Origin of the sequence: Lysinibacillus sp. UGB7, from assembly GCF_049058285.1 — a bacterium.
Taxonomy (GTDB): domain Bacteria; phylum Bacillota; class Bacilli; order Bacillales_A; family Planococcaceae; genus Lysinibacillus; species Lysinibacillus sphaericus_B.
Window position 1 is genome coordinate 18,313 of sequence record NZ_JBMGUV010000042.1, and the last position, 25,155, is coordinate 43,467.

At 29.8% G+C, this 25,155-nt stretch carries 16 protein-coding genes and 2 pseudogenes; 4 read left to right on the forward strand and 14 right to left on the reverse strand.

All coding sequences use genetic code 11. From position 1 onward, the window contains the following. Positions 1-7: 7 nt before the first annotated feature. Together ACOMCU_RS24670 and ACOMCU_RS24675 are read right to left on the reverse strand one after the other, a co-directional pair. On the reverse strand, positions 8-844 hold the full coding sequence (locus tag ACOMCU_RS24670; RefSeq protein ID WP_421051745.1) for a hypothetical protein: 837 nt from the start codon (positions 842-844) through the stop codon (positions 8-10). A 68-nt stretch (positions 845-912) separates the two neighbouring features. Further along, positions 913-1,087 (reverse strand): annotated as a pseudogene (locus tag ACOMCU_RS24675) (DUF1413 domain-containing protein). Between the two features lie 282 nt (positions 1,088-1,369). Here ACOMCU_RS24675 and ACOMCU_RS24680 point away from each other — a divergent pair. Further along, a complete protein-coding gene (locus tag ACOMCU_RS24680) occupies positions 1,370-2,272 on the forward strand; it encodes a hypothetical protein (RefSeq protein ID WP_421051746.1) in 903 nt (300 codons plus the stop codon). Between the two features lie 523 nt (positions 2,273-2,795). Here the strand turns inward: ACOMCU_RS24680 and ACOMCU_RS24685 are convergent. The 4 genes and pseudogenes from ACOMCU_RS24685 to ACOMCU_RS24700 all read right to left on the reverse strand — a co-directional run bounded on the left by ACOMCU_RS24685 (position 2,796) and on the right by ACOMCU_RS24700 (position 10,173). Further along, the gene (locus ACOMCU_RS24685; protein WP_421051747.1) at positions 2,796-7,325 is read right to left on the reverse strand and encodes a hypothetical protein; all 4,530 of its coding nucleotides are present in this window, start codon (positions 7,323-7,325) and stop codon (positions 2,796-2,798) included. Between the two features lie 414 nt (positions 7,326-7,739). After that, positions 7,740-7,907: a DnaB-like helicase C-terminal domain-containing protein gene (locus ACOMCU_RS24690; protein WP_421051761.1), complete on the reverse strand. Its 168-nt coding sequence runs from the start codon at positions 7,905-7,907 to the stop codon at positions 7,740-7,742. A gap of 25 nt (positions 7,908-7,932) precedes the next feature. Further along, a pseudogene (locus tag ACOMCU_RS24695) lies at positions 7,933-8,145 on the reverse strand (DnaB-like helicase C-terminal domain-containing protein); the annotation flags it as partial. Between the two features lie 1,032 nt (positions 8,146-9,177). Continuing rightward, positions 9,178-10,173, reverse strand: a complete 996-nt coding sequence (locus ACOMCU_RS24700) for a DGQHR domain-containing protein (RefSeq protein WP_421051748.1) — start codon at positions 10,171-10,173, stop codon at positions 9,178-9,180. A gap of 150 nt (positions 10,174-10,323) precedes the next feature. Between ACOMCU_RS24700 and ACOMCU_RS24705 the strand changes: the two genes are divergently transcribed. Beyond that, positions 10,324-10,680, forward strand: coding sequence for a helix-turn-helix domain-containing protein (locus tag ACOMCU_RS24705; RefSeq protein WP_421051749.1), 357 nt, complete (start codon positions 10,324-10,326; stop codon positions 10,678-10,680). A 484-nt stretch (positions 10,681-11,164) separates the two neighbouring features. Here the strand turns inward: ACOMCU_RS24705 and ACOMCU_RS24710 are convergent, their stop codons facing one another. Beyond that, positions 11,165-12,115, reverse strand: coding sequence for a hypothetical protein (locus tag ACOMCU_RS24710; protein ID WP_421051750.1), 951 nt, complete (start codon positions 12,113-12,115; stop codon positions 11,165-11,167). A gap of 649 nt (positions 12,116-12,764) precedes the next feature. On the opposite strand from ACOMCU_RS24710, the gene ACOMCU_RS24715 reads away from it, so the two are divergent. Then, on the forward strand, positions 12,765-12,983 hold the full coding sequence (locus tag ACOMCU_RS24715) for a hypothetical protein (RefSeq protein ID WP_421051752.1): 219 nt from the start codon (positions 12,765-12,767) through the stop codon (positions 12,981-12,983). A gap of 146 nt (positions 12,984-13,129) precedes the next feature. Here the strand turns inward: ACOMCU_RS24715 and ACOMCU_RS24720 are convergent, their stop codons facing one another. The 3 genes from ACOMCU_RS24720 to ACOMCU_RS24730 form a co-directional block, all read right to left on the reverse strand. Further along, positions 13,130-13,414 (reverse strand): toll/interleukin-1 receptor domain-containing protein, encoded by a 285-nt coding sequence (locus ACOMCU_RS24720; RefSeq protein ID WP_421051762.1) that lies wholly within the window; start codon positions 13,412-13,414, stop codon positions 13,130-13,132. Between the two features lie 183 nt (positions 13,415-13,597). After that, positions 13,598-15,664: a tetratricopeptide repeat protein gene (locus ACOMCU_RS24725; protein WP_421051753.1), complete on the reverse strand. Its 2,067-nt coding sequence runs from the start codon at positions 15,662-15,664 to the stop codon at positions 13,598-13,600. A 49-nt stretch (positions 15,665-15,713) separates the two neighbouring features. Then, positions 15,714-16,574 (reverse strand): hypothetical protein, encoded by an 861-nt coding sequence (locus ACOMCU_RS24730; RefSeq protein ID WP_421051755.1) that lies wholly within the window; start codon positions 16,572-16,574, stop codon positions 15,714-15,716. A 554-nt stretch (positions 16,575-17,128) separates the two neighbouring features. Here ACOMCU_RS24730 and ACOMCU_RS24735 point away from each other — a divergent pair. Then, positions 17,129-17,680, forward strand: coding sequence for a DUF1643 domain-containing protein (locus ACOMCU_RS24735; RefSeq protein WP_421051756.1), 552 nt, complete (start codon positions 17,129-17,131; stop codon positions 17,678-17,680). A 653-nt stretch (positions 17,681-18,333) separates the two neighbouring features. Here ACOMCU_RS24735 and ACOMCU_RS24740 read toward each other — a convergent pair. From ACOMCU_RS24740 to ACOMCU_RS24755, 4 genes are all read right to left on the reverse strand, one after another. After that, the gene (locus ACOMCU_RS24740; protein WP_421051757.1) at positions 18,334-19,167 is read right to left on the reverse strand and encodes a hypothetical protein; all 834 of its coding nucleotides are present in this window, start codon (positions 19,165-19,167) and stop codon (positions 18,334-18,336) included. Beyond that, entirely contained in the window at positions 19,160-21,631 is a 2,472-nt protein-coding gene (locus tag ACOMCU_RS24745; RefSeq protein WP_421051758.1) for a hypothetical protein, read from the reverse strand. Before ACOMCU_RS24745 ends, ACOMCU_RS24740 begins: the two co-directional genes overlap by 8 nt. 3 nt (positions 21,632-21,634) lie before the next feature. Continuing rightward, positions 21,635-24,319, reverse strand: coding sequence for a hypothetical protein (locus ACOMCU_RS24750; RefSeq protein ID WP_421051759.1), 2,685 nt, complete (start codon positions 24,317-24,319; stop codon positions 21,635-21,637). Then, on the reverse strand, positions 24,320-25,155 hold an 836-nt coding region (locus tag ACOMCU_RS24755), incomplete at its 5' end, for a hypothetical protein (RefSeq protein ID WP_421051760.1). It lies immediately after the preceding gene.

Here is a 25,155-nt window from a genome sequence, read left to right on the forward strand (position 1 = left end):
CTCTGGGCTATTCTTTTTTTAAATCAGGCAACACCATCTCCAAATACTTCGGCCAATAATCGTTATCGCCTTCCATGTCATGAATCCAATAGTACATTAACAGTATTTCAAATTCTTGCTTTCTTCCTTTAGTAAAGGATTTTTTAGGCATCTTTCTATACAAAGAATCCAGATTAAAAAGATTACTTTTTTGCTTGTAATCATAATCATACTTTTTCCAAGTTTTATTACTTTTCTTTCTATGAGTTGTAGGCCAGACGTCTTCATTTTCAAAAAAGCGGTTTATCCAACCATAAGCAAATGCTAGAAGATTAACCTGATGTTTTGCCCATGTTTTATCAATCCAATCAGTAATTTCTTCTGATATTGATGGAATTCCAAATTTAAACTTTTGCTCGCTCTCCACTCTGTGATAGTCCCTTATTAATAGAAAAAGCATTTCGGTCTGATCCTTAAGAAACGGCAACCTTTTAATGAGTTGTGAGTAGCAATCATATGAAGTATTTCTAAATTCACTTTCAGCATTATAAAGAAAGAAAAACTCATTCTCCTTAGTAATTTTCCCAACATGTTTGTGTATTTGTTTCCCATATTCATTATAAATACCAACAATCCATTCTCTAACTTCAGGCTCATACTCCTTAAGCTGATTACGATACTTCTCTAGCTTTTTATTATTCAGTGTTGTTTTTTCTTCAGCCTCCGTAATATTCAGATAGTTGTTAAAATACTCGAATACATAATCAACACAAATTTTCATATTTTGAGTACGTGCATCAATATCAAATTCATTAAGCTTATCTTCTTTTTTCCTTCGGGAGATATAATCCTCTATACTCAGCATTCAAGCCCCACCCCTCATATTTGATTTTGCTATTTAATTAGTAAGATTTTCAAAAACTCATTACAGCATTAAAGATTAATCTTATTGTTGTAGCTCTGCAGATTTGATGGAGTCTTTTCGATAGCTTTAAAATGACCATCAAGCTTATTTACATGGTTAAGAAATTAAGTTCCAAGAGAAGCCGATCCTTCTTGGTATTCTGTTCCATATATAACCCTTGAAAAACTCGTGAACATCTAACATGTTGTCCACTTCTTATCGAAATTATCATCAACAATCATCAATACATACATTACCATATTTAGTTAATCCTTAAAATGAAGCACCATCAACCAAGAAAAATATATCTCCTAATTGATGGTCGGTCGCAAATGCAAGGTTTAAGACCCCTATTTCAAAATCCGATTTGAATTTAACGATGAGTTTATTATCAAGTACAGTTACTTTTTCAATTTTCAATAAGCTGCCTTACCTTTTGTGGAATATATCGACTCACGTTATACTATTTACCTAAGGGGGATGGGAATGGAATTTACTATTGATTTAATTGAAAAACACTTACTCGAAACTTTTAAAGATAAAGATATGTCTTACTTAGCACTTACTAGTAGAAGTGAAAATACATTTCGCGATTTATTTGCTGAACATATGCAAAATACTTTTGCAGAAAACCAAATACTCGTTTCAAGAGAAAGTAAAATAAAATACGACACTCCAATCAAACAATTATCGTTTTATGATAAATTCAAAAATTCTTCAATAAAACCTCAAAGATTTTATTCAAAAACTTTCGTGGATTTATTGATTTCAGAATACACATTCGAGTTGGAAAAGAGGGTATTTATTGAATTTGGTTGGCACTATTCAACAGAGTATTTATGGAGATCTCAGCAGATTCGAAACAAGATTATTAATGACTTTGGTAAGAATATACCTGCTTTAGTTATAGAAAATGAAAAAATAAGGAAAAAGGCACGAAAATGCGAACTAAAATTTTTTCAAATAATGTTTATAGTAGATTTTGAAATTGATTCAAGATTAACACCAGGGGAAGCCAATAAGAAATATAGTGGTGTTATCAGGCATTTATTTGATTATGGTCCTGATAGTAATGGATTGTACAAAGAAATGACCTCTTTCAAAAAAAAACAAATGAATAGTAGTTTGTTAAAAATCATGCAGGATAAAGCTTTTGGTGAAGACATGAATAGTCCAAAACTCAAATATCCTTACAGTAACAAAAGGGTGGGAAAATTAGGTATAATTCATAATTTCCAAGAATTCAATGTACAAATCTACTACATCATATTTCAAAAAGAATGGTGTACATGTGAAACGCCATCTGATTATATAAAATGGAATTCCATCTGTTCTAATTGCAATAAAGAATCGTTAGAAAGTTTGTATATCGACTTAAAGTCTCAATAGACTTAATGGTGTTGAAAAGCCTTATACCCAGACTGCATGATAATCATACAGTCTGGATATTAAATTAACTTTATGCCATTTTTGTGTCTAAATATAATTTCGTAACATAATTCTTAGTTATAATGAGTGTTGTCTATTATTCAATATTGAAGTTTACTTTTTTGAATAAATATTGTAAACCGATGTTCGTTATTTCAGATGTTAATATATAGGATATTTGTAGATTTATTCTAACCTACAATGCCCTAGATTATCCACGATTAAAAAACCTTTAATCCTTTTTTGAACTATAAAAAAGAACGAATTCCACCAAAGGAAATTCGTCCTTCTCTCATTACACTAATTCCAACCAGCAACTGCTTCTAATAGGTACTGAAGGTGGACATTTTAAATAATTAAATTTAGAAGAATCACATTCATACTATATAATTTAAAAATCATTTTATTAGTGGTTCATCCAATTTAGCTATTAATTTTCCACAATAATAGATTTTAACTATTATATCTATTACTTTATTTATTTTCAGTTATACCTAATTCCTTCATTAAAAAATTTTTTCTCTTCTATATTTTTATCTTCAATCGTAATAATATTACTAAACTCAAACCACTTTGTAACTTCACCGTTAGAGTTGAAAATTTGCTTTTCTCCACCAATAAACCATATTATTTGTAAATTATTTTTTTCAAGCCACTCATCTAAAATAGCTGCATTAATCATCGCTGCTGATGGACCCTTTTCTTTCTCACTTGGGTCTAAAAATACTATTTCATTTTTAGAATTCATCCATTCACTAAAATTTTCAGAAGAAGAAATTAACTCTAATTCCCTTATTAATAACGGATTAGGTAAATATATTGATATGTTTTGATCTATAGATTTATCATCTTCACCAGTTCTCTGTTCATATTCATTTGTTGGAACTAAATGTTCTATGTTTAGAGTTTGATTACCGTCATCATTACACCATTCTTTTAAAAACGTATAGTATGGATGCCATGGATACTCCTTTAAAAATCCTTGTGATGAGGAACTTTGAGGAGAAAAAACAGAAGGGTCAAATAACGGGTTATTTTGCATTTTTTCGATCATATTAATTACATTTTCTTTTTTAACAATACACGAATTTACTCTATACCATATCTCTTCTTTAGATTTATTATCTTCCGTTTTTTTAGTCCATTTTCTAAAACCTCTTAATTTATACAATTGTTTATTATCATTAGGGTTTGTTACTTTTAATAAATCCCCGAAATTTGGAATTGTTTTTTCATCAAAGACCCATTCCTCTGAATTATTTGCACTGAAGGTAGGAATACATGGTGACCACCAGACATCGCCAAATTCATCCCATCCTGAATCATTTGTAGATCTTAGCCAAATTGTTGGATCAATATCGCGTTTTCCTACTTGCCAAGGACCTTCATATTCACTAGCATCATCATATTTATTAATCCAATATAAGTTATCTGACATCTTTGCTAAAAGCTCATAAAACGCTATCCATTGATATTTTTTACCTATTCTTTCAATGTTTCTAGGTTCTCTATCATAGCTACCACAATACATTCGTTCAAAATCTTCAAAGAGTTCTTTTTTCCAACCCAATTCAAATGCTCTCTTACAAACCCACCTTTGCGCCCATTTCCTACTAAAATTTGCTGGTCTATTTGTAACTCCCAAACCAGTTATCCATCTAAATGTTTCTTTATCTGATTCATTTAATAGATTGCTAACTTTTTCTTTTAATGTTTGCCAGTTATCACTAGGTTTGTCTATATTTCTAGTAACAAATGAAAACTCCCTTCTCTCTTTTTCTTCACCTTCTTCTACTAAATTTACCCTATCACACTCATTTTTAAAATCATCGAATACGTTTGGTTCATCTGGTAAATCTATAATGGTTATTGTTCTTTCTGTACTATAATTTTGGATTCGTTCATTAATCTCGTTTAAATATTCGCTTCTTAATTCTGCAGGTATCTTTTCTGCAAATTTCAAATGTAATTCATAAGAATTTTCTAAAGTACTTTCTGTAATTTCCGTAGGTGACCAACTATGAACACAACTCATTGTATATTTCCCAAAATCCCCAATAAAGCCTATAACAGAACTTTTAATTGAAGAGTATTCTTTATCTTCTATTTCTGATGCCGTAGGATTTTCAATAGGCCATTCACTTTTATAAGGTGGTCTAAAATTAACCTTCATTTCTTCATTAATTACGTTTTTATATAAAGCATATTCCAATACACCTCTTGCATAATCTCTTAAAAGAAGATGTGGATCTGGCATGTTATCAGCGAATTGTAAATAATAGACCCTTTCTGCAATTTCTTTTATCTCTCCAAGATTGTTAATATTACATACTACGCCATAAGTTGCCGCATATAATCTTTCTTTTAAATATAAATCATCGACATCATTAAATTCAAACAGTAATTCTTTAACGATAGATGGGCGTGAAGATAGAATCCTTACTAAAGATTTAGTAGCTTGATCTCTTACTTTTCTATTTGAAGTCGTTGTCATCCATAAAAGTGTATAACTTAACAACCTTATTCGCTCATCTTCTATGTCACTTAAATCCGTAAACAATGCCCAATTAATTAATGTTCGAGTTATCGATTCAGGTTGTTCCTCATCTTCTTCATAATCACTTACTGCTAAATGTGCAGACCAAAAACAGTCTCTTTTTTCCATATCTAGCTTTTTTAAATTCCTATGCAAAAATTCAGCATTTAAAGGATGATCAGGTTCTGTAGATAAAGCTAAAATTTTATCTAACGAATCTTTAAAATAACCGTAACTAGGAATTTGGTTTAACAACTCAATCGTTCTATCGGTAATGGAATCCTTGCTACGTAATAAAAAGATATTTACAAAAGAAGTATTAAATATAGATCTATAATAAGGTGAACTTTCAGGAATAAAATCTATAAATTCTATCTTAAATTTCTCTGGGAATGTTATACCTAGAGCTTCTATAACACCTGAAAACATATATGGCTCATTTAATATTGCTTCTAAATTTCCGTTATTTTCAAATTCTAATTCCAACTCCTCAGGATTTAAAAGATTTACAATGTTTTCTGCTATAAAATAATCACTAAATCTCTCATACGTGAAACGTACTACTTCAGTCAAATCACCATCTTTGTCAGAAATCATATCCAACGCCAATAGTCCTTCTGAAATTAATAATTTTATTAAAGGTTCACCACTATGAGGATTGGGATCAATATTTTGAATAATTTCATATGCCACACTAATATCAATACCAAACATATTATGGGGATAGAGCTTTTCTACAATGGAATTCGTAACATTAAGAATTATTTTTTGACCTTTAAAGTAATCTTTTTTTATTCTAATTATCTCATCAATACTATTTAGATAAAAATTAAAAATAGCTGTTTGTCCTTCTAATCCCTTTGGGAATGAGGTTAATTTTTTTGATTTTATAGCCTTACAACATGTTTTTAAAAATAATGGGTTACTAAATTCAGGTGACAATATTGGCATTGATGGCTTGTCTATTCCTTGCTTTGCTAAATATTTCATAGCTGCACGATGTTCATAACCTCTGAAGCCTGTATGTTGAATTCTGACTATATTCTTTTCTATTGTATTTGGAAGTATTCCATCTTTATAGGTTTCTCTACAGCTTAAAAGTAAAGATATATGCGGATATTCTTTTAACTCAGCTATAAATGAAGCTAAATGATCTATCCACTCAAATCTATAATTACCTTCATTTAGTGCATCTATTATTATTAACGTACGAGTATTTCTAGATTCTCCTGCAGCATCTAAAGCGCCTAACATTTTTTTAAATGGGACCTGTTTCAAATCCAATTCTTCTGCTAAAAAATTTAACGGATTTCCACCTGAATATTTCTGTCCTAGTAAAAATATTGTCGGTAAATTCTCCTCTAAACGCTTTAAAGCTATATCACATAATAAATGAGATTTCCCTATACCAGCCTCCCCCAAAATAATTGCACTTTTTAGCTCAAAAGATTTTACTTGTATGCTGAAAACAAAGGATTTAATTGTATTGATTTCATCTAATATCTTTCTAAACTTATCTCTTACTTCTTTCCAACCTTCTTCTTTACTTTCAACTTTGTCCCAACAGAAACTATTGAACTTTACTGCTAATTCATCTATATCTTCAATTCTTAATCTAGCTATTTCAAATTGATTTGAACTATATTTCCCCTTCAAAGCTTCTAAATATATTTCGTTAAAAGATATACATTTTGCTAAAAAGTTTTGCCATAGTTTTTCTTTAACTATTAAATCCTTTTTAAAATTATCTAATCTATTAATTTGTTTTAATAAACTATCTATAGATGCTTTTTGTTTATCAATCTCTGATTTCCAATAAGCGGTAACCCCTAATCCATCCAATTTTTTAGAGATAGGTAATTCCACATGATATTCTTCAGAGAATCTCTCTCCTATCCCCTCTTTAGATTTATTTGTAGTATGTTTGAATTTTTCCATATTAAGTAAAAGTTCATTAAACCAATAAAAAGCTCTCCCGGCATACTTACTGTCATCAGTTTGCAACATCATACTTAACTCATGACGTCCCCAATAAATAAACTCTACATTCATTCCCTTAGAATTTGCTATTTCTGTCCACGCTTTAACATACTGGTTCCATATATCTAATGAAGATGTAACAGGCTTTTTACCACGGCCTAACTTTCTACTATCATTAAAATCTCTAGGTACACTAATATAGTATTTAGTTAAATTGGGATGTTTATTTAGTGCAGTTTTAACTGAATAATCTATTTGGCTCCACTCGCTACTTTCAAGTCTTTCAGTAAAATACTTTGCTTGCCAGGCATGTTCTGAACCATCTTCTAATAACCAATAGCATTCAACACCGGCATCTCCCCCAGCTCCATCCTTTCTAACAAAACGCTTACCAATCTCAGGTTTATTTAAATGGGCTAATTGACAAACTAACTCTTCAAATCCGCCATCTTTACTACCGTCAAAAGATCTAATACGTGTAAAATCAAGTTCAACCATTAATTCACCCTCGCAATCTCCATCAGATAAATTACCATTTTTAAGTAATTATAACTTGAAACTAAGTTTTTTTCTGTAACTTAAAACATTTTAGTTACCTAAAAATCTAATTAATGTTTTTGAAAATAGTGGCTTTTAAATAGTGCAAACTGCAAAACCATTGATACTACTACTTTTTCAGCATCTTTAAGTAATCTCTCAAACAAATATTCCAAACCTTTGATATTACAACGTTTCAAGCTATTATAGATAATTAATCTCAACTTCTATAATTTCTAATAGGCACCACTATTAGTAACCAATAATGATGCCTATCTTATGGAAATTAATCCTCCAAAAAAACTGCCATTTTCCTTTTCGAACGCATGTTGAACTGTACCAACAGTACCGGTACGATGTTTTGCGACATCGACTTTAATTATATTTTGATTTTGTTTTGCAGTCATAAATCTTCACGGTGAAGGAGCATAATGATGTCTGCATTTGTTCTATGTAGCCTGTATCACGTAGGTTACTCATCATTGGGCGTTTATCATTTCGGCTTTCAACGCTACGATTTAACTGACTTACTAGTATCTTCAGAAATTACTAAAACCCCTTTCGAAACTTACCCCTCGGCGCGTGTAATTGCTGCAAGTTCTTGCTGAGTTAAAAACTTTTCACCCTTAAAGCTCATATTAGCTTTTGCTTCAGCACAAATTGACCTTGTTAATAATTGTCTTTTAGACATTTCGAGTGAATATAATAATACTTTAGTGTTTTTCATACAAGCACTCATTAATGAACTTAATGCTAAGGCCGTTTTACCAGTGGAAGGGCGTCCTGCAAGTACTTTTCAACGCATGATTTATTAGGGATTGTTTTTGATATATCAAAATTATTATTTGTTAAAACATAAAAAGCAGACGGTTTAGAAGTGCAATAATGCACTTCTAAACCGTCTGCTTTTCCTATAATAAATGAACCCGCGCAAACAAAGATTGCGTTGAAATATGGTTTATTAAGATAATTCGAGCCATACACAAGCTTCGCAATCTGATGAGTGATGATAATGGTAAAAATATTAAAGTAGAGTAGTAGTTTTCATCTAATTGTTACCAATATGCGACTCTCTTTATATATTTCTAAACAATTGTCTGAACAAAAGTAAGTATTATTAATACTAAATTTACGACTTTCTATCTTAAAACAATAAGTTTCGCATTCTTTGCACATTCTAACTCTTTTTCGCTCTTTACAATCACTACAATAACCCACATAACCTTGTTCATCTTGAAGATTTAGAATATATATAAATAAAGATTCTTCCTTACAGTCACTACATTCACTTAAAGTTAATGCTGTACCTATTGGAGCTTCCCAAAAACAAGATAATCAAACTAACTCATCTATATCTGCGATTTCTGAGGAATTCTCAAAGATAATTCTTCTTTAGTAACCATTGTACAATTTTCACATCCAGGCAGACTACTACTTGTCCTTTAATGTAATCAAATATAAAGCTTTCTACTCCAGTTGCCCATATCTTATTTGGCCCCAAACGAAAGTCTACTAAAGTTTTAAGTAAAGATTAATCGAAGTAATTGTCACTATTCAATTGCTAAAATGAATACTTTTTAAATTTTTATACTAATTTATACATTAGTCTTTTTATACAAAACAGATATATCCTTATTAAAAAAAAGTTCTAATTACATATATCCTAAATTTTAAATTAGATTAGATAATCTAAACTTTTAAAAACAAAACCCAATTCCAAATAAGAACAAATATAGTATTCAATATATTTGAAATTAGATTCTGTTAAGAAGTATTCTATTCTTTTTGTTTATAGTTTAACGTTACAATAATGCTAATTTTTTATGCAATTAAAGATATCACTAGCTAAAACCTTAGATCCAGCAGCACCTTTTAAATATTTTAAATCTCCGTTCGAAAACCAATCAACTTCTTTTAAATTCATTAGTATCTGAGCTATTTTTACTGAATCAGGCTGTTGAGATTTGACTAAATAATTGTCATTTACAACTTGATTACCTACTATTGCAAGTGCATTTAAACAAGTTACATGTGTCATACGATAAAGTGAATTGTCTTCCCACTCATCTGAAAACAATTCTTTAATTGTATTAAAATAAGATAGACATAAATTGAGCTTTTTCTCTTTTGAAAGTTTTTCAAGTGGTGATTTTTTTGTTAATAGTTTGACTATGTTATATAAATTTTGCAATGTAATATTCTTTTCTTTGCTTCGTTTCCCAGTGAGTGTACCTTTACTAAAAAATGGGCTTTCAGGACTTAAAATCAAATTAGTTGCAACCCAACTAATATCATCATTATCACGATTTAAATAACGGCTTAATGACGTCCCTATGCCTTTGGCTTTTGTATTAATTACATCAAATAATTTTATTTCTTCATCGTCATCTAAATAATGAAATGCAAGAAAAGGAACGTTTAACGTACTGTCAGTCTCGCTAATATAATCTTTTATACCTCCAAGACGATGTTGACCATCCATTAAGGTAGCCTTCTTCTTGCAAATTAGTCTTCCTAGATTTGGGCGATGTTTATCATAAGCATGAAATTCCCAATTACCCGCGGCATTTAATAATATAGGCGTATATAGTGAATCCTCGCCTTTAGATAAGTAATTTGCAAAATCCGAGCAACGCTTTTTATTAATCGGTCGTTGATACCCCTTTCCAGAAGGATCATTATATAACTTAGAATACGAAAAAGTAACCGCTACCTGTGATGATACAAATCCTTGATAGGTTACTCTACCACGCATTTTGGATTGGATTACATTTTCAATTGCAATATTAGATGGTAAATTATTACTCATTTTTTTCTCCTTTCATTAAAAGTAATATCATTTTAATACTAAAAGATAATATAAATCAATTAAAAATAACTTTAAAGTTATTTTTTTTATATTTTAATGGTATGTGATGTTTGTTGAACCTCACCTAGTCTAAAAGTGAGGTGATTTATTATGGATTTAACAAAAAGAGTAGGAATGAATATTAGAGCTATAAGAAAATCTCAAAACTTAACAATTGATGAATTGGCCGAGAAATGTGATTTTCAATCTCCATATTTATCCGATGTAGAACGTGGAGAGAGAAATATTACGTTACAGACTTTAACTAAAATATTAGATGCTCTACAAGTTGAAGCCGGAAGTGTACTTATTCCAGAAAGTAATTCAGGGGGAGGGGAAGAACAAGAAAATATAAAAGAAGAAATTTTACAAATATTAATCAATACTCTTGAAGATAAAGATGAGGATGATATACGGATGTTATTAAATATCTCGAATGAAATCTTTGGGCGCTTGAAAAATAAATAAAAAGCAGCTTGTGAATATAATCACAGGCTGCTTAAATTTTTAAAATGAAAAAGTAGTCAATTAAGGCTTCTCTTCTTTATAATGCCATTAGTGCTTTGATGGCTTAATGGGCTTTTTGCATTAACGGAGATACCATTTCAATCACAAGTAGTATCTCCGTCTTATTTAATTATATTTCCTTTTCTAAACTGCACTAATTAGCCAATCGAATGTATTATTTTTAATTTTAAATTTTTCATATGTCTTTTATCAAACTTAGCATTAAAATCATAGCAATTGTTTTCAATAATTTCTTTAATTGTTCATCCTCTACTTTTGAATACGACTGCGATAAAATTTACCCGAAAAATAGTTAACATTAGTTTAAGTGTACTTCTTCACAATCTTCATTAGTGTACTAAAGTTTTAATCCGAATGTTGAACAATTAAATACCATGGGCAATAAAATAAAGGTTAAATTTTCTTTATTCAGTTTGAATACAACTTATATAAAAGCAGTAGCACCAACATAAGGTTCAGCCATTAAATTTAATTTTGCTATTTTCTTTTGTAACAATTCAATTAAGTCTATTTCCCCAGTTAACACAACTCTTAGATCATAACCATCGAGTAAAAAAACTGCTTTATCTGGATGTTGTTTCATTAGTGGAATTACATTGGATGACCATCCGTTTATTGATATGAATAACCCCATAGTTTGTTTTCCCGAACGTGAAATTTTCCCATTTAATGAATCTAATTGCTTCATGTCTGTTAATTGATTTGTCCATTTCATTTCTACAATATAGTGCCATCCATCTAGTTTGAATGCCCCATCAATCTGTTCTCCCCCATTGTTTCTTCTGAAACTTTCCAATAACGCAATATCATATAATTGAAATAACATATTTACTAACTCTTCTAACATATATCCCTTTTTTTGAGGATTATTTTTCATAGTAGCCATCTCATCAAACATCATTAATAATAACTTGGAACGTTCCAAGATTTCTGACTTCTTTTCATTTCTTGCTTTTTGTTTTAATTCTTCGATCCTTAACTTCTCCTGTTTCTTTTGCTCTTCAAGCAATTCGGATTCAATAGCTTCATTTATTTCAATCGTATTTAGAACTTCCCTTGCTTTTTGAACTGTCGCTCTTGCAGTATATTCATTATCAGCTAAATGAAATTTACTCCAATTAGAAGCAATTTCAATAATAGATTTAATAAACTTCTTTTCTTCGGTTGGATTATCAAATTCTTCTAATAACTGCGCACCAATTTCTCTTTTAGTCCATAGCTTTCCAACAGCATTTTTAGAACCTCTCAGCCTTACAAATTGTTCTTTATTAATTCCAGCAGGCTTTAATATTTGTTCAAACATTTGATTTTTTATATTAACTAAATTAGCAATGATTTCAATTGTAAGCTTTCTATTATCCTCATTTAATTGCACTAGATACACCTTACTTTCGTGTTATTCTCCAATCCTTAATTAGGATAGCATACGTAACTTAAAAAGTTAAAAAAATGCGACGTGTGGATGCATGTTAGGCTTTATTTTTACTAGCTCAGCCTAAAGGTTTTAAATAGAGATTAATTAATTCATTTCCAGTTGGTAACGTATCTAAATTAGATTCTACACAAGTGGAGGCATCTAATAAAGCTTTGGCAGCTTTATTGATGGTATATAGCCATGGGGAAAATAACGTAACATGACCCCAACTACTCTCAAATAAGGTTTTATCCAAATATATATATTCAATGAAATACACCCTTCTTCATTAGCTCCACCATCCTCTGTTGTTCCATTTTTTACCAATAAATAAATTGTAATGGTTAATGTAATTAATAAATATTGGTAGGTGGATAATTACAATATTAACACTATCGACGAGATATGTTTAAAATATATGAATAATAAAGATTTCAAAAGAGATTTCTAACCGATAAGAACTAAATTGACTGCTATACATCCTAGACTTAAACCGAAGGAAGGGAAGGAAACTTCTGAAAAAAATAATAAAACAAATGAATTTCCATGCAAATTAATCAAGTAGCAATGAAATGCAATCGTTGCGCTTATAACTGTTATAGGGGGATTATTGGCTACATATGCTCTTGGGCATTCATCTGGAGAGAAAGATGCAAGAAGAGCCTATCCTGCTAAATATGCTACTTTTGAGGTTGCACTTAACAGTTTCAATTCTATAAAAGAAGCCCCCCTTTCATTCCTGGAGGCTGTTTTCTTTTTAATACTTATATTAAAGATTATTCTTTTTTTTAGCTTTATTATGATTAAAAATACTTTTAAAACAGACTAACACTATCTCATAACTAGATTTAAAGAGAATCCATTTTGCAAAAAAGTTGAACTGGTTTTATCCAATAGATTTCAGTATAAAGTCTTCAGTCTTATTAACTTCCTCTTTCAAGGTAAAAGGAATGTTACAAAAGGGAGCTTTTAGTTTTAGTATATATCTTGAATCCTAAATGGGATTAGCTTTCGTTGTGTCCCTGTTGGATCCGCTCCAAAAGCTGCTGCCCATTCAGGTTGAATATACAAAGATGCAAGATAATTTTCGAAAATAAGAGCTAGGGTATGGGTAGCAAATTTTGCTCCTTTTTGCATTTCAAGGACAAAGTTGTTTCCAACTTTAAAATCCCAAGGTTGATAAAATGTTTTATAACCTGCCTCTTCTAAAAGGAAAGCAATCCAACTTGCGTATGCTTCATCTTTGTAATTGTAGCTAATAAAAAATCAAAACTATTTTCACTCATAGTACCTACTCCTTTTACCCTTTAATACCGAAATATATAATGCTGGAAAAACTTAATCTTGTGAGAAAGTCAGAGGATAGTTCTAACCAACAGTTTTACGTTTACAGTGTGTTGGTATTTGGATAAAACCTAGTTACAAGACTAATACCATTAAAGATTAATTATTACTATCTGATTCCATAGCTTTATTAAGCATTTCCTTTGTTATATCATTCTTTAACTTTTTCAATGGTTCCTCCTCAAACTTTTCCAGAGTAACATTAATAATGCCTTCTATTAAGAAATCTTTTTTACTATCTAGGCAGCTAATTAAAACTCCTATTTCCTTCTTTGAATTATAACCATTTAGAAAATTCCTATAACCATCGCTTATCATATCTGTGAAACCTGACATCTGATAATTTCCAACATCTATTGATATAAAAATACGGTCGTTATATTCACGGACTAGAACTTTTATTGATTTAGCCATTGTTGCATTATCATTTGGTAAAATTGAATTATTTTTTATACTGGTAACGCACTTAAGAAATTCTTTTTCATTTTCATACAATTTTCCTACTATAGGTAAAACAGCCTCACTTTTATCAAGATTCATAAGACAGCCTATAAAAATAAAACATTTACCTTCTGATATATTAATTTCTACACTACCATATGGCATATCCACTCTTATTATATTTTCATCTATTTTTTTATAATGCAGAAATCTTGTTCTATGCCAAGTTATATCAACAATCATATTTGACTGACCATTATTCATTTTAGAAGGTAGTAATTGTTCCTTGTATTCACTTATCCAGTCTGCAAAATAAATAGCCGCTTCTTCTGGTTTTCCTAAATCTAGCAAACATAAAGATATACCCTTTAATGCTTGAAAATTAGTTTTATCATAGTCTAGACATTTTTTAAAATATCTTATGGCATGATTATGTAGCCCTATATCCCTTAAAAGTTCTCCTTTTTTCCCATATGCTTGATACATATGACTATTTAACTCAATTGCTCTGTCTAGATGAAAAATCGCATTTTCTTTCTCTGTAAAATCACTAATATTTAAATGTGCATCTGCAAAAGTATCATCTAATTCTAAGCATTTTCTATAACAAGAATAAGCTTTATCATTATCTTTTCTAAGATAATATATAAATCCTAGATTATAATATATTTCTGCAGTCTCCTTTAATTCTTTTGCTTTATTTAAATATTCCAATGCATTATCAATTTGATTTAATTGTCCTGAGGAAGTTCCCAATATAAAATAGGCTTCATAACTTCTTGGATTTAATTGCAAAATCTTATTACAATAACTAATTGCTTCAGAATAATTATCTAGAACTTCATATAACATCGCACAATTAATTAAAACAGCTTCTTCCTGATATAAAACAGCCAGAGAAGAATAAATTTTTAATGCTTTAGAGAAATCTTTTGATTTAATATATTTATCAGCTTCAATAATATGTACTTCTAATTTCTTTAATATTTCTTCTTTATCTCCGCCTAATATTTTCAATATCTCAGAAGGAGTTTTGAATTTGCGATCATAGAACTCATCAAGAACTTTGGTTACAGCAGTTTCAATTCGATATTGATTTATAGTTGCCTCCAAATCTTCCTTATTAAGATAAGCTCTGTCACTTCTCATCTTACTGATTTTAAGTAACATATTATTTAGCAAGTCTTCCTTATTACAACTATAGCTATTTGTATCTAGCCAATAACTATAGTTGGCATATAACGCCATTGGGGCCATATCTTCCGGGATAGGTGCAAAACTGGTAATTAATAACTTTTCATAGTACTTTTCTAATTTTTGTTTTTCTAAAATCTTTTTCAGAGATTCCTCCGCATCAATTTTTTCACTATCATTACGACTAGAATTTTTAATATTTTTCAGCCACATAATGTTTGTCATTAAATTTCTTAGGTCTTCGCTTATGCTGGTACCTATAATTTCGTACATTTTATCCTTTTTAATTTCTATACCTTCTAATAAAGTTTTAGCATAACTGATATTTATATGTTGCCTTTTAACTTGTACACAAACTTCATATGTTTCAAACATTATAGTAAAATCATTAATTGTTTCCACAGATACGCTTTTAAAATCATTCTCTGAGAGATTCATAAACACCGTTGAAAGACAACAGTAATCCTGATATTCAAAGCCCTTTGAAGCGTAACTTCCACCTGTATTTTTCTTACTAAAATATGTGTCCATAATTTCTCCTCACTGTAAACATTCTTATACTTAACTTTGCTATTATTTTCTATTTGAAAATAATCTCTGTAATATCACTGCATTCTTCACATTGCAAGAAAAGTTTTTTGACTATTCCATCTTCACCTACTTCATCATCAACTATTTCTAACTTCTTGCTAGTACAAGTTTTACATTTGTATTGAGAAATTGGATCAAAAACTTTTTGTCTAATATTTTCATATGCTCCAACCAATGAAGTACATAATGAAACGCATGTAGATGCTTCATAAAAAGTTGCGTTGTGGGAATGAGTAAGTTTATTAGAGTAATCCCATGTTGATTCAGTCAATTTTTTTATTATACTACGATAATCACTATTATCTGAGCCAGCTAAGTAAAATTGTATAAACAACTCTGCCTTTCTTTTGAAATTTGAAGCTTGTGGCTGCTCATTTTCTCCAGCCATTTCTGCAAAATAAATAGAATTGCCTAAATCTATTAATACTTCTCTGCACTGTACACCAACTGATTGAAAATCTTCAATTTCGACTGTAGAATCTATTAGTTTGGCAATACTTTTTAGCTTTCTAAACAATTGAGGAGCAATATCTGTTTCTAACGTCACTGCATTTACATAATCCTCTGGATTGTATGCTGATGCCTTCATCCGTTCTATTATTCCCATATGAAAGGAATAGACTTCATCCGTACCGAAATAAAATGCATCTTGCGAATACAGATTCATCGGAACCGTGTCCCCCTCTACAACCCACCATGAACCATCAGTATCAGTTTTTACATTCCATACTGTAACCTTAACACCTAAGTCATTAAAAGTTTGTTCCGGTTTTGCACTTAGAACTTTACATTTATGTTGGCTCTGAAATTCAACATAATTAGCAACTTCTTCAAAAGTTTTTTTTGACATCTGGCTTTTCCTTTCTTAATTAAACGATTATTTGGCTAAGGTAACTCTTTCCTATTATCGAATAACATTTAGTATACTAGGTTTGCTTACTATTAATATCTAATATATTATTAGCATTTTTTATTATTTATGGTTTATTTTACAGAACAATTTTCCATTAACTTTTGGACCAATTTAAACGCATTAACCGACTTTTGAGTGCTATAGACATTTTTTAGCTCTTTTTCTATATATCCAAATAAGAGATTCAAGTCAATATCCATATTATGGAGTTCCGTTAACCCGTCCCCTTTAACAAATAAATTATTTTCTTGCATTAAAGTCCCATAAGTATTTCCTCCAATATAATTAAGCCCTTTACACATTGATTTTAGTAGATTTGGTAATATAATACTAAAATCATTATAGTACGTCAAAATGGTTTGATTACAAACTTACCTAAAATAAAAATAAGTATATCTTTGCCGACGCGGCAAAGATATACTTAAAATCACAGAATTAATTATTATTGTAGTAGGTTAAAAAGGAAATCCCTTCCTGAAAGGAGCTTATCCATGCCATCAATCCCACTTTCTTTAAGATACTATCGGATTACTTATGATGATTCAATCGGTAATTATAGATACTTGTTGTCCTTCGAATCAAGAAATAGAAACAAGGGTGAAGAAGTAGTAATTGTTTTAATGAACCCTTCGAAAGCTGGCATTTATAATGGCGTTGAAAAAGTTGATCCAACTGTAGGAAAAGTTCTTTGTTGGTGTGAACGCCAAAATTATCATACAGTACATATTTTAAACTTATTTCCTTATCGTGATCCAAACCCCTTACAATTAACTACTCTCGGATTCACAACCTTAATTGGAAATCAAGCACGATGTAATACTAGAATAACAGATACTTGTAACAACAGTAGTATAAGTAAAGTAATTGTTGCTTGGGGCGATTGTGACGGAATTCTACCTAATCTAGTTCAACGTCGTACTAATTGGCTTTGGGGCATACTAGATATAAATAAAGTTTATCATGTTGGAGACAAAACCGAGAATGGTAACCCTCGTCATGGTCGTATGTGGAACAGAAACCCTCAACTAAATAAATGGAAATAAGAACCGTGAAAGAACGTCGAACAATCTCATGCGTTGTTCGACGTTCTTTTTCTTCTAGCTATATTCTCAAGTTTTTTATATGTGGAAGAACTTACTATTCTGTGAAAGTTCAAATATAGTAGATTCTTGAATTATTCATCTATAGCACTAATTCTTTCTCTTAATATAGGGAATATTAATTGGCCATCTATTTGATTGGATAAATCTATTATTGTTTCCAGTTGATTAATATGCGTATTTTCTAATTGATCATAAATCAAAAACTCTGGAACAAGCGTTCACACCACAATCCCCAAAATGGCATCAGTAATGCATTGAACATTATGAAGCCTTTGGTATATCTCAAACTACTAATAAATTGTTCTTCCACTAGGAACAAAATATTTATTACGAAATTAAGATTACTGGTGAAACAAGAATCATTATTGAACCAGAAATAACTATTTATTGAATGAATTTGATGGTAATCAACTATCACTTGATATAGAAGAAATAAAACCCGCTAACTTGATATCGAGAAATAAAGTATAAAAAATTCCCAGCCAGTCAAAAATGAAAATAAAAATAAGACTGGTGGGAACTCAATGAAAAACGATTGGATATTTCGATTCCATCGTTTTTATAAAGACCAAATTATTTATGTAGTGGTTTATTCATTTATTTGGATTATTAATAGAGCAGTTCTCTATTAATGTTCTGACCAATTTAAATGCATTTACTGACTTCTGAGAGCTATAAATATTTTTTAATTCCTTTTCTATATAATCAAATAATAGATTTAAGTCAATTTCTGTTTCGTGCAGCTCTAAGAATCCATCCCCTTTAGCAAATAAATTATCTTCCTGCTTTGTATAGTAATTCTGAAATTGTTCGTATATAAGGCGATTGAATTCTTTTTCTGCAATTTGCTTTTCTCTAAGTAATTTTCTATATTTACTCATTTCAACAAATTTAGACTGATTTTTGCTTTCTTCATCGTGGAGTTCTTCACTCAGTAATTCTTCCAAGAAAAATTCTGAGTATAGTGAACTATATTGTTTCATCGACAGGTTAATTGAATAACCAAAATATTTTTTAATTTCATTGCTCAAGAATGATTTAGTTGGTATTTCTTTTTCTGTATTCACTTCACCATTTTTAATTTTAATTGCTAAGTCTTTACTGAAACGCTGGAGTTCTTTCATCTTTTTTTGGAAATTTTTATCCTTAATTTGTCTGGCCATTTCTAAATCCTTATTGGAACTAAGATTATTGTAGTGAAGAAAATCTTTAACGAGTTTTGGCAGCTGTTGTTTATAAAAATCATTAGACAAAGTAACTCTTGAAACCTGGTAATCCTGTTTATTTGGAAAGAGTTGTTTAGTTGTATCGGAGATTAACTTTTTATTCATTAAGTCTTTTACACCCATTTCGTGTAAATGTTTTATTGCAATCTTAATTCCTTCAATTTTTCTCTGTTGTACTATGGTGTTCTTATTTTTATCCATTCTTAAACACCACCCTATTTTTACTATCTCGATACAAAGAAATATTAACTTCTTCTTCAAACAATCCTTCTTTAACTATTTCTTTGATACGAGAAACAACCTCTTTATCTAAATCATTTTTTCGAATATTCTTGTATATCGGACTTAAAAATCGATTGGCCGTAGACTCACTCCAACCAAATCCTTGTTTTACTGACATTAAAGTTAAATTTTTTGTTTGATTGATTTTTTCAAATCTTATACAAATATCAATAAACTTGTTTACTAACAATACTTTTGAACCCCTATTTTTCTTTAATAATTCTTTTTTACTTTCCATTAATTCAATAATCAGTAATTCAATCTGATTATATTCATACTCAAGCAGATATTTAATAGCATCTTTTTTCTCAATTGTTTCCTCACCTGCTCGAAAATACTCACAACTTGTACAACCAATACCTGTTTCAGCACAAGCCACTAGGGTTTGACAATCTGTATCTTCATCAATGACTTTTGTAGCTGCCGACAAATTTCTCGAGCTAAAATAATCAGTATTATTGAAATAATTATCTATGTCTTGTATAAACGCAAGATTACTTTTATCTTGAACATTTGGATTAATATAGCCCGGTTGATTCACTACTAGTTTATTTTCACCATAAGTATGACCATACTTCTCCATAACTTTAAATGTATCAACAGCAATCATGAAATGCTCTCCATAATATTCCTCAGATTTTCTGTTTCTATGTCCTGTGAATTTCTGAATTTCAACTTGTGTTAATCGAGCATATTTTCTAAAAATTTCAACTGAAAAATGTCGAAAATCATGAATATTAAATAAAGGTTTATCTAATCTTCCTCGAATTCTATTATTATAAATATACGCTTCTCGGTTTAAAATATCATATACTGAGCCATACACAATCTTATTCTCAATTTGAATTTTTTTACTTAATTTATTAATAGACTGATATCCGCATGGATTTGTGATCGTTCGAAAACTAGGAAATAAATACTTCTGTTCTGGTTTTATTGGCAAATCCTTATATATATATTTTGCAGCTTCAATTAACTCCAAAATAATATCTAATGAAAGCCAATCATATTCATAAACATCATTTCTAAGTTCCCCTCTATCAAACTCAATGGTTCTATTATTCCCACCCTTCACAGTTTGCAAAAAAATATATGGACTTTTAAAATTAATTGCGTCTTGAACTTCTATTAATTTCAGTTTATTCAGTTCTTTATACCGTCCTCCAGTAAGTAAAATTAACCAGAGGAGTCGTATTTTTATATATTGATATAGTTCGTATTGCGATTTCGTCTCTAAACTATTCTTTCTGCTAAATATTACTTCAAAATAAATACTTGATGCAAAAGCACCAATTCCAGTTTCCTTTAGTGCTGTTTTATCAGCAATTTTGATTTTTTTGGGCAAAGAGAAAAAAGACGGGTCTATAAATTTTCCGTCAGTAACAAAAAATGAATTATAGTGACGGATTAAATTACTAACTGCTGCTAGATATTCCTTCCTTGAAAGGTTCTTAATATGTTCTATAAACAAATCTCTATGGAACCCTGTAAATTCTTTAAAATGTGTAATCGGTACTTGGTGATTCTCAACGCATAGCTTAAAAAATGAATTATATATAGATATACTTCTTTTTAAAGCATTATAATTCAAAGTTTTTTTAGCCCATCGATCATTTATGTATGATTTGGCTACTGAATAAAATTCGAATTCACTAAATTCACTCAACGTTTTTTCGAAATGTTCTTTCAATTCAAGTTCTGGATCTATTGTAAAATTACGTTTATAACGATTAATATAGTCAATTATATTTTCATAAGAACCAAAGTAATTATATTTTTCTAAGAGCGGATAGAATTCCATCGAAAACTCAATAACAGCTTTAGTATAATTATCTCCCGAATTTTTAACTAACATAAATAATAAATCTAGTATTTTTTCTTCACTTATAAATTGGTTTCCATACTCAGTTTTTAAAAAAAGAATACAAGCCAATTTCCTATTTGATTTCATCTTAATTGAGTCCCATTTGGGCAAAAAATCCTTTTGAAGCGATCGGTAGAAAGGAATAATAAATTGCATTTTATTATTAATTCCCTTTAAAATGAACTCATTTAAAAGTATTTCATTATAAGGGATAATTTTACACAAAATATTTAGGGCCAGATAATCTTTTAGTTTCAATTTTAATTTTAATTCATAATTATTACTGCTTTCTTCAAAAACTAAATGTTCAATTTGATTATTGAAAACTGTAGGATTTAGATCATTGCTATGGTTAATCCACCTGTTATAGGCTGTCGTAAATTCTTCATAGTATTTTTTTGAATAGGTCACGTTGCATTCATTTTCTAATAAAAATTCGAATTCTTTTTTAGTCAGTAAATTTGATTTGCGTATGAGAGATTCTAAAAAAAGTTCTTCTTTACGACGATTTAATAACATATATTACACCTCCAATTTCAATGCTCCTTCATAATACTGAGCAATTAATTCCAATAATTCATCTACACTAAAATTAAATTCGTTAAATAATTTGTTTTGTGCATTGATACTACGTGCGCGTAATGAATGCACATGATTATAGTGATTTACATCGTCAATATATGATTTTCCATATGAATAAAGAGATTCTTGACATCGTACGATTGTACCAATTAAATGAATAATATGGTTTGTGTCAAGAAGTAATTCATCGCAAGATTCACAAGTCACCTTTTCTCTGTTTTTTAATTTTGGACAGTTGAACTGTGTACACATACCAAAATAAGCATACCCATTTGGAACCGCACCTTTATTTCCATCTATTTTACGTAGGTTATTTAAAATAATCTTAAACGATTGATTTTTACTTAGTTCATTTATAACAGATTCTTTAAGTAATCCTGCAGGCGCAGTAAGTAATTTGCCAATTCTATCAATAGAATTTTGTGTCAACATACCCTTTAAATCTTGGTTTATTTTATCTATAACACTTTGTTTATGAACTTCTGAATCTGGACTATTCCAACTAGCTAGACTAGGAAGGCTTTTCAAAAAAACAAGTCTTTTTTCTGCTATTCTATTTAGTAATGATCCCCAAGAATAACGCTCAGTCATTCCTACATCTAGGTGACGTAACAATTTTTTAATCACCTCAGTTTTATATTCTTCATCATCTTTAAAATCAAAATCATCATAGTAACTCATACAGAAAAAGAAATATTCTGCTGCCCGATGACGAAACATATGAAATCTTTTCCCTTTTGTTCGCTCTATTTTATTTTCATCACATATTTCATCGAGAAAATCAGTTAGCACTATAGGTAAAAAATAATTCCCTTTAAAGTTTCCAATATTATTTTTTTTATTGTAAATATAGAAAAATTGGAGGGCATATTTCAAATCCGGTTTCACGTGATTTTCATCCCATAAATCTATATCATGTATTGTGTTTAAAAAATATGTTTTACGAATCTCTATACATTCATAAAACATAACAGCAGTTTCTTTACTAATTGGAACTACACCGAATTCTTCACCTAATTTATTTAAAGATAAAACAAGAATATCAATATCTTCTTCATCAACCCGACCAATAAAATGATATGGAATATTGATAACTTCCGATATTCGAATACCTGATTCAACAAGAATTCTTAACATGGTAATTTTCTGTAATTCATTAAAATAATCAATTATATTTTCTTCTTTTCTATTCTTCATTTTAGAATTCTTTATCGCTCTAGCAATAGCATCAACTTTCAATATGTCTTCCTTAAAAGTACCATCATCGGTCGCCAAAGAATATGTATCTAGTTTTTCAAAGGCATAACGGAACAGCGTATCATGCTCAGTATCACCAGCTATTTGAATTTCATGCTCATGATAAGGAAAATCATAACGAACTCCTAAACTGTTTTCACGTTCAAACAATTCTTTTATTGTTTTCAATCCGTTACAAAAACTACGTATTCTCGGAGCAACTGTAGTATTGCGTTGAAGATTATTTCCGTTGCAAAACTCAAAATATTTATCAACTGTTTCTTTTAGATTGTTTATCGTTAACTCTTCAATTTTGGTGAGGTCACATTTTATTAAAATATACTTTAAAGCACTATATTCAATTAAAGAGACTTTCTTCTGCATTAAATACAATTTGAATTGAATTAACATAGTCTCAATTTCATTTTTTTCATCAAAATTGCCAAAAGTATGTTGATTCAATTTTAGCCCTGTTTTTAATTCAAACAAATAAGACAGAGCGAGTGTTCTAGCACTTTTATCAGAACGTTTTGATTTATCATGGAATGTAGCCCAAGCTTCATTGAATAGAATCTTCCACTTTTTTATTGGGAAATTCCTAATATTTATTTCTGCCCAAGTATTTGTTCCAACTTCTAAAAGTATAGCTGTTAAAAAATATATTAAATTATGAGGTTGACGTAGTGAATTCAATTCATTATCTTGTTTATATTGAAGTTCCGAAATGAATTTTTCTTGATCCATTAAAATGAAGGTCAAAAGATATTCCGAATTCTTAGAAAGACGTCCTTTTATAGAACCCTTTATACCATTTATAGATACCGGGAAATTATTAATACAACCAAGTGATATCTCAAGTGGTATTCTTACTTGATTTTCCAAACAAGCTGCGAGATACAATGTTTGTACATTTACTAATAAAGGATAAACGTAATCATTACTTACGCTTGTAGATTCCTTTAACATTTGCCGATTTACAAATAATATATCCAGAGGATGATTTAGAATATCAAAAACATATCTAACTACTTTTTCTGCTCTACCTACCCCATTCCCCCTCTTATCTTTCTTCATGCATTTCAGTATTAGTTGTGGTAAATCCTCGCGAGGTATCAAATCTTTTTCACATGACCATTCGTAATTATTTGAAGGTACTTGAGGATTACATGTATAAAATTCAAAAACTGTTTTAGCAGGCATCTCAACATTATATAAGTAATCTTGGAAAACCCACACTTTTTCATCCTTGTTCCATATACCTTTTAAATAATCTTGTATATATTTTTGATAGTTATAAATTTTCAATTCTACTTCATCCATTAATTCATTATTCCATTTTTGCTTTTGTTTTTTTGACAATCTATGAAGTAATTGAGATTGTAATAACACTTATTCTCCCCCAGCGTCGTCTTTTTTTATATGTTTTACTAAAAATTTGTATATAGCAGTATTTGCACGTGCATTTCTTTTTTGATCTAAAAAATAATAACGAGATAAGGTAACTTCTGAATCTATAACGTGTCCCACCTCTTTCTTTAGTTGAGCTAGTGAAGATTGGTTAAATAACTCGTACATAGATTCATACCCAATACGATATGTAATATACGTATGTCTAAATGTATGAATCGAAAGTGTCCTTTTTATATTGTGTTTAGTGAATAAGTTAAGCGTTCCATCATACCGTTCAATTTCACATTGTTCTAAGATTCTTTCTAACCAACCATTTACAATATACGGTTCAATAGGACTGTGGAATTTTTGATACTGTCTTTCGGAAAGAAATAAGTGATGTGCATCTTCTTCTTTTCTAAAATAACCAGCTTTTTTTAACTCGTATCTTTGGATGAGATACTCTTTTAAAATACTGCCAAAATAACTTTTTTCAATGACTTCTCGTATCATAAATAACCATGTGCGATACTGTGAATCAAATCTTGAATCCTCAATAGAGATATTACGTAACTTCATATCTTTAAAATATGTGATTACATGCTCTAAAAATTCTGTGATGTTCTGCTCTTCAGTATGCAGTAATAATTCATTTTTAAATATCCTATAAAAATCATTCTGACTTACAAACATAGATTCATAACCTTGAATATTCAAAACTTGAAGAATGTCAAAATAATCCCTAAGCCTTGTGTATCTCGTTTGATTCTTTTTATTTTTTCGTTTTGAAGATTCGTAACTTTTTCTTTTCTTTATTCGAATATAAATATCAAGTT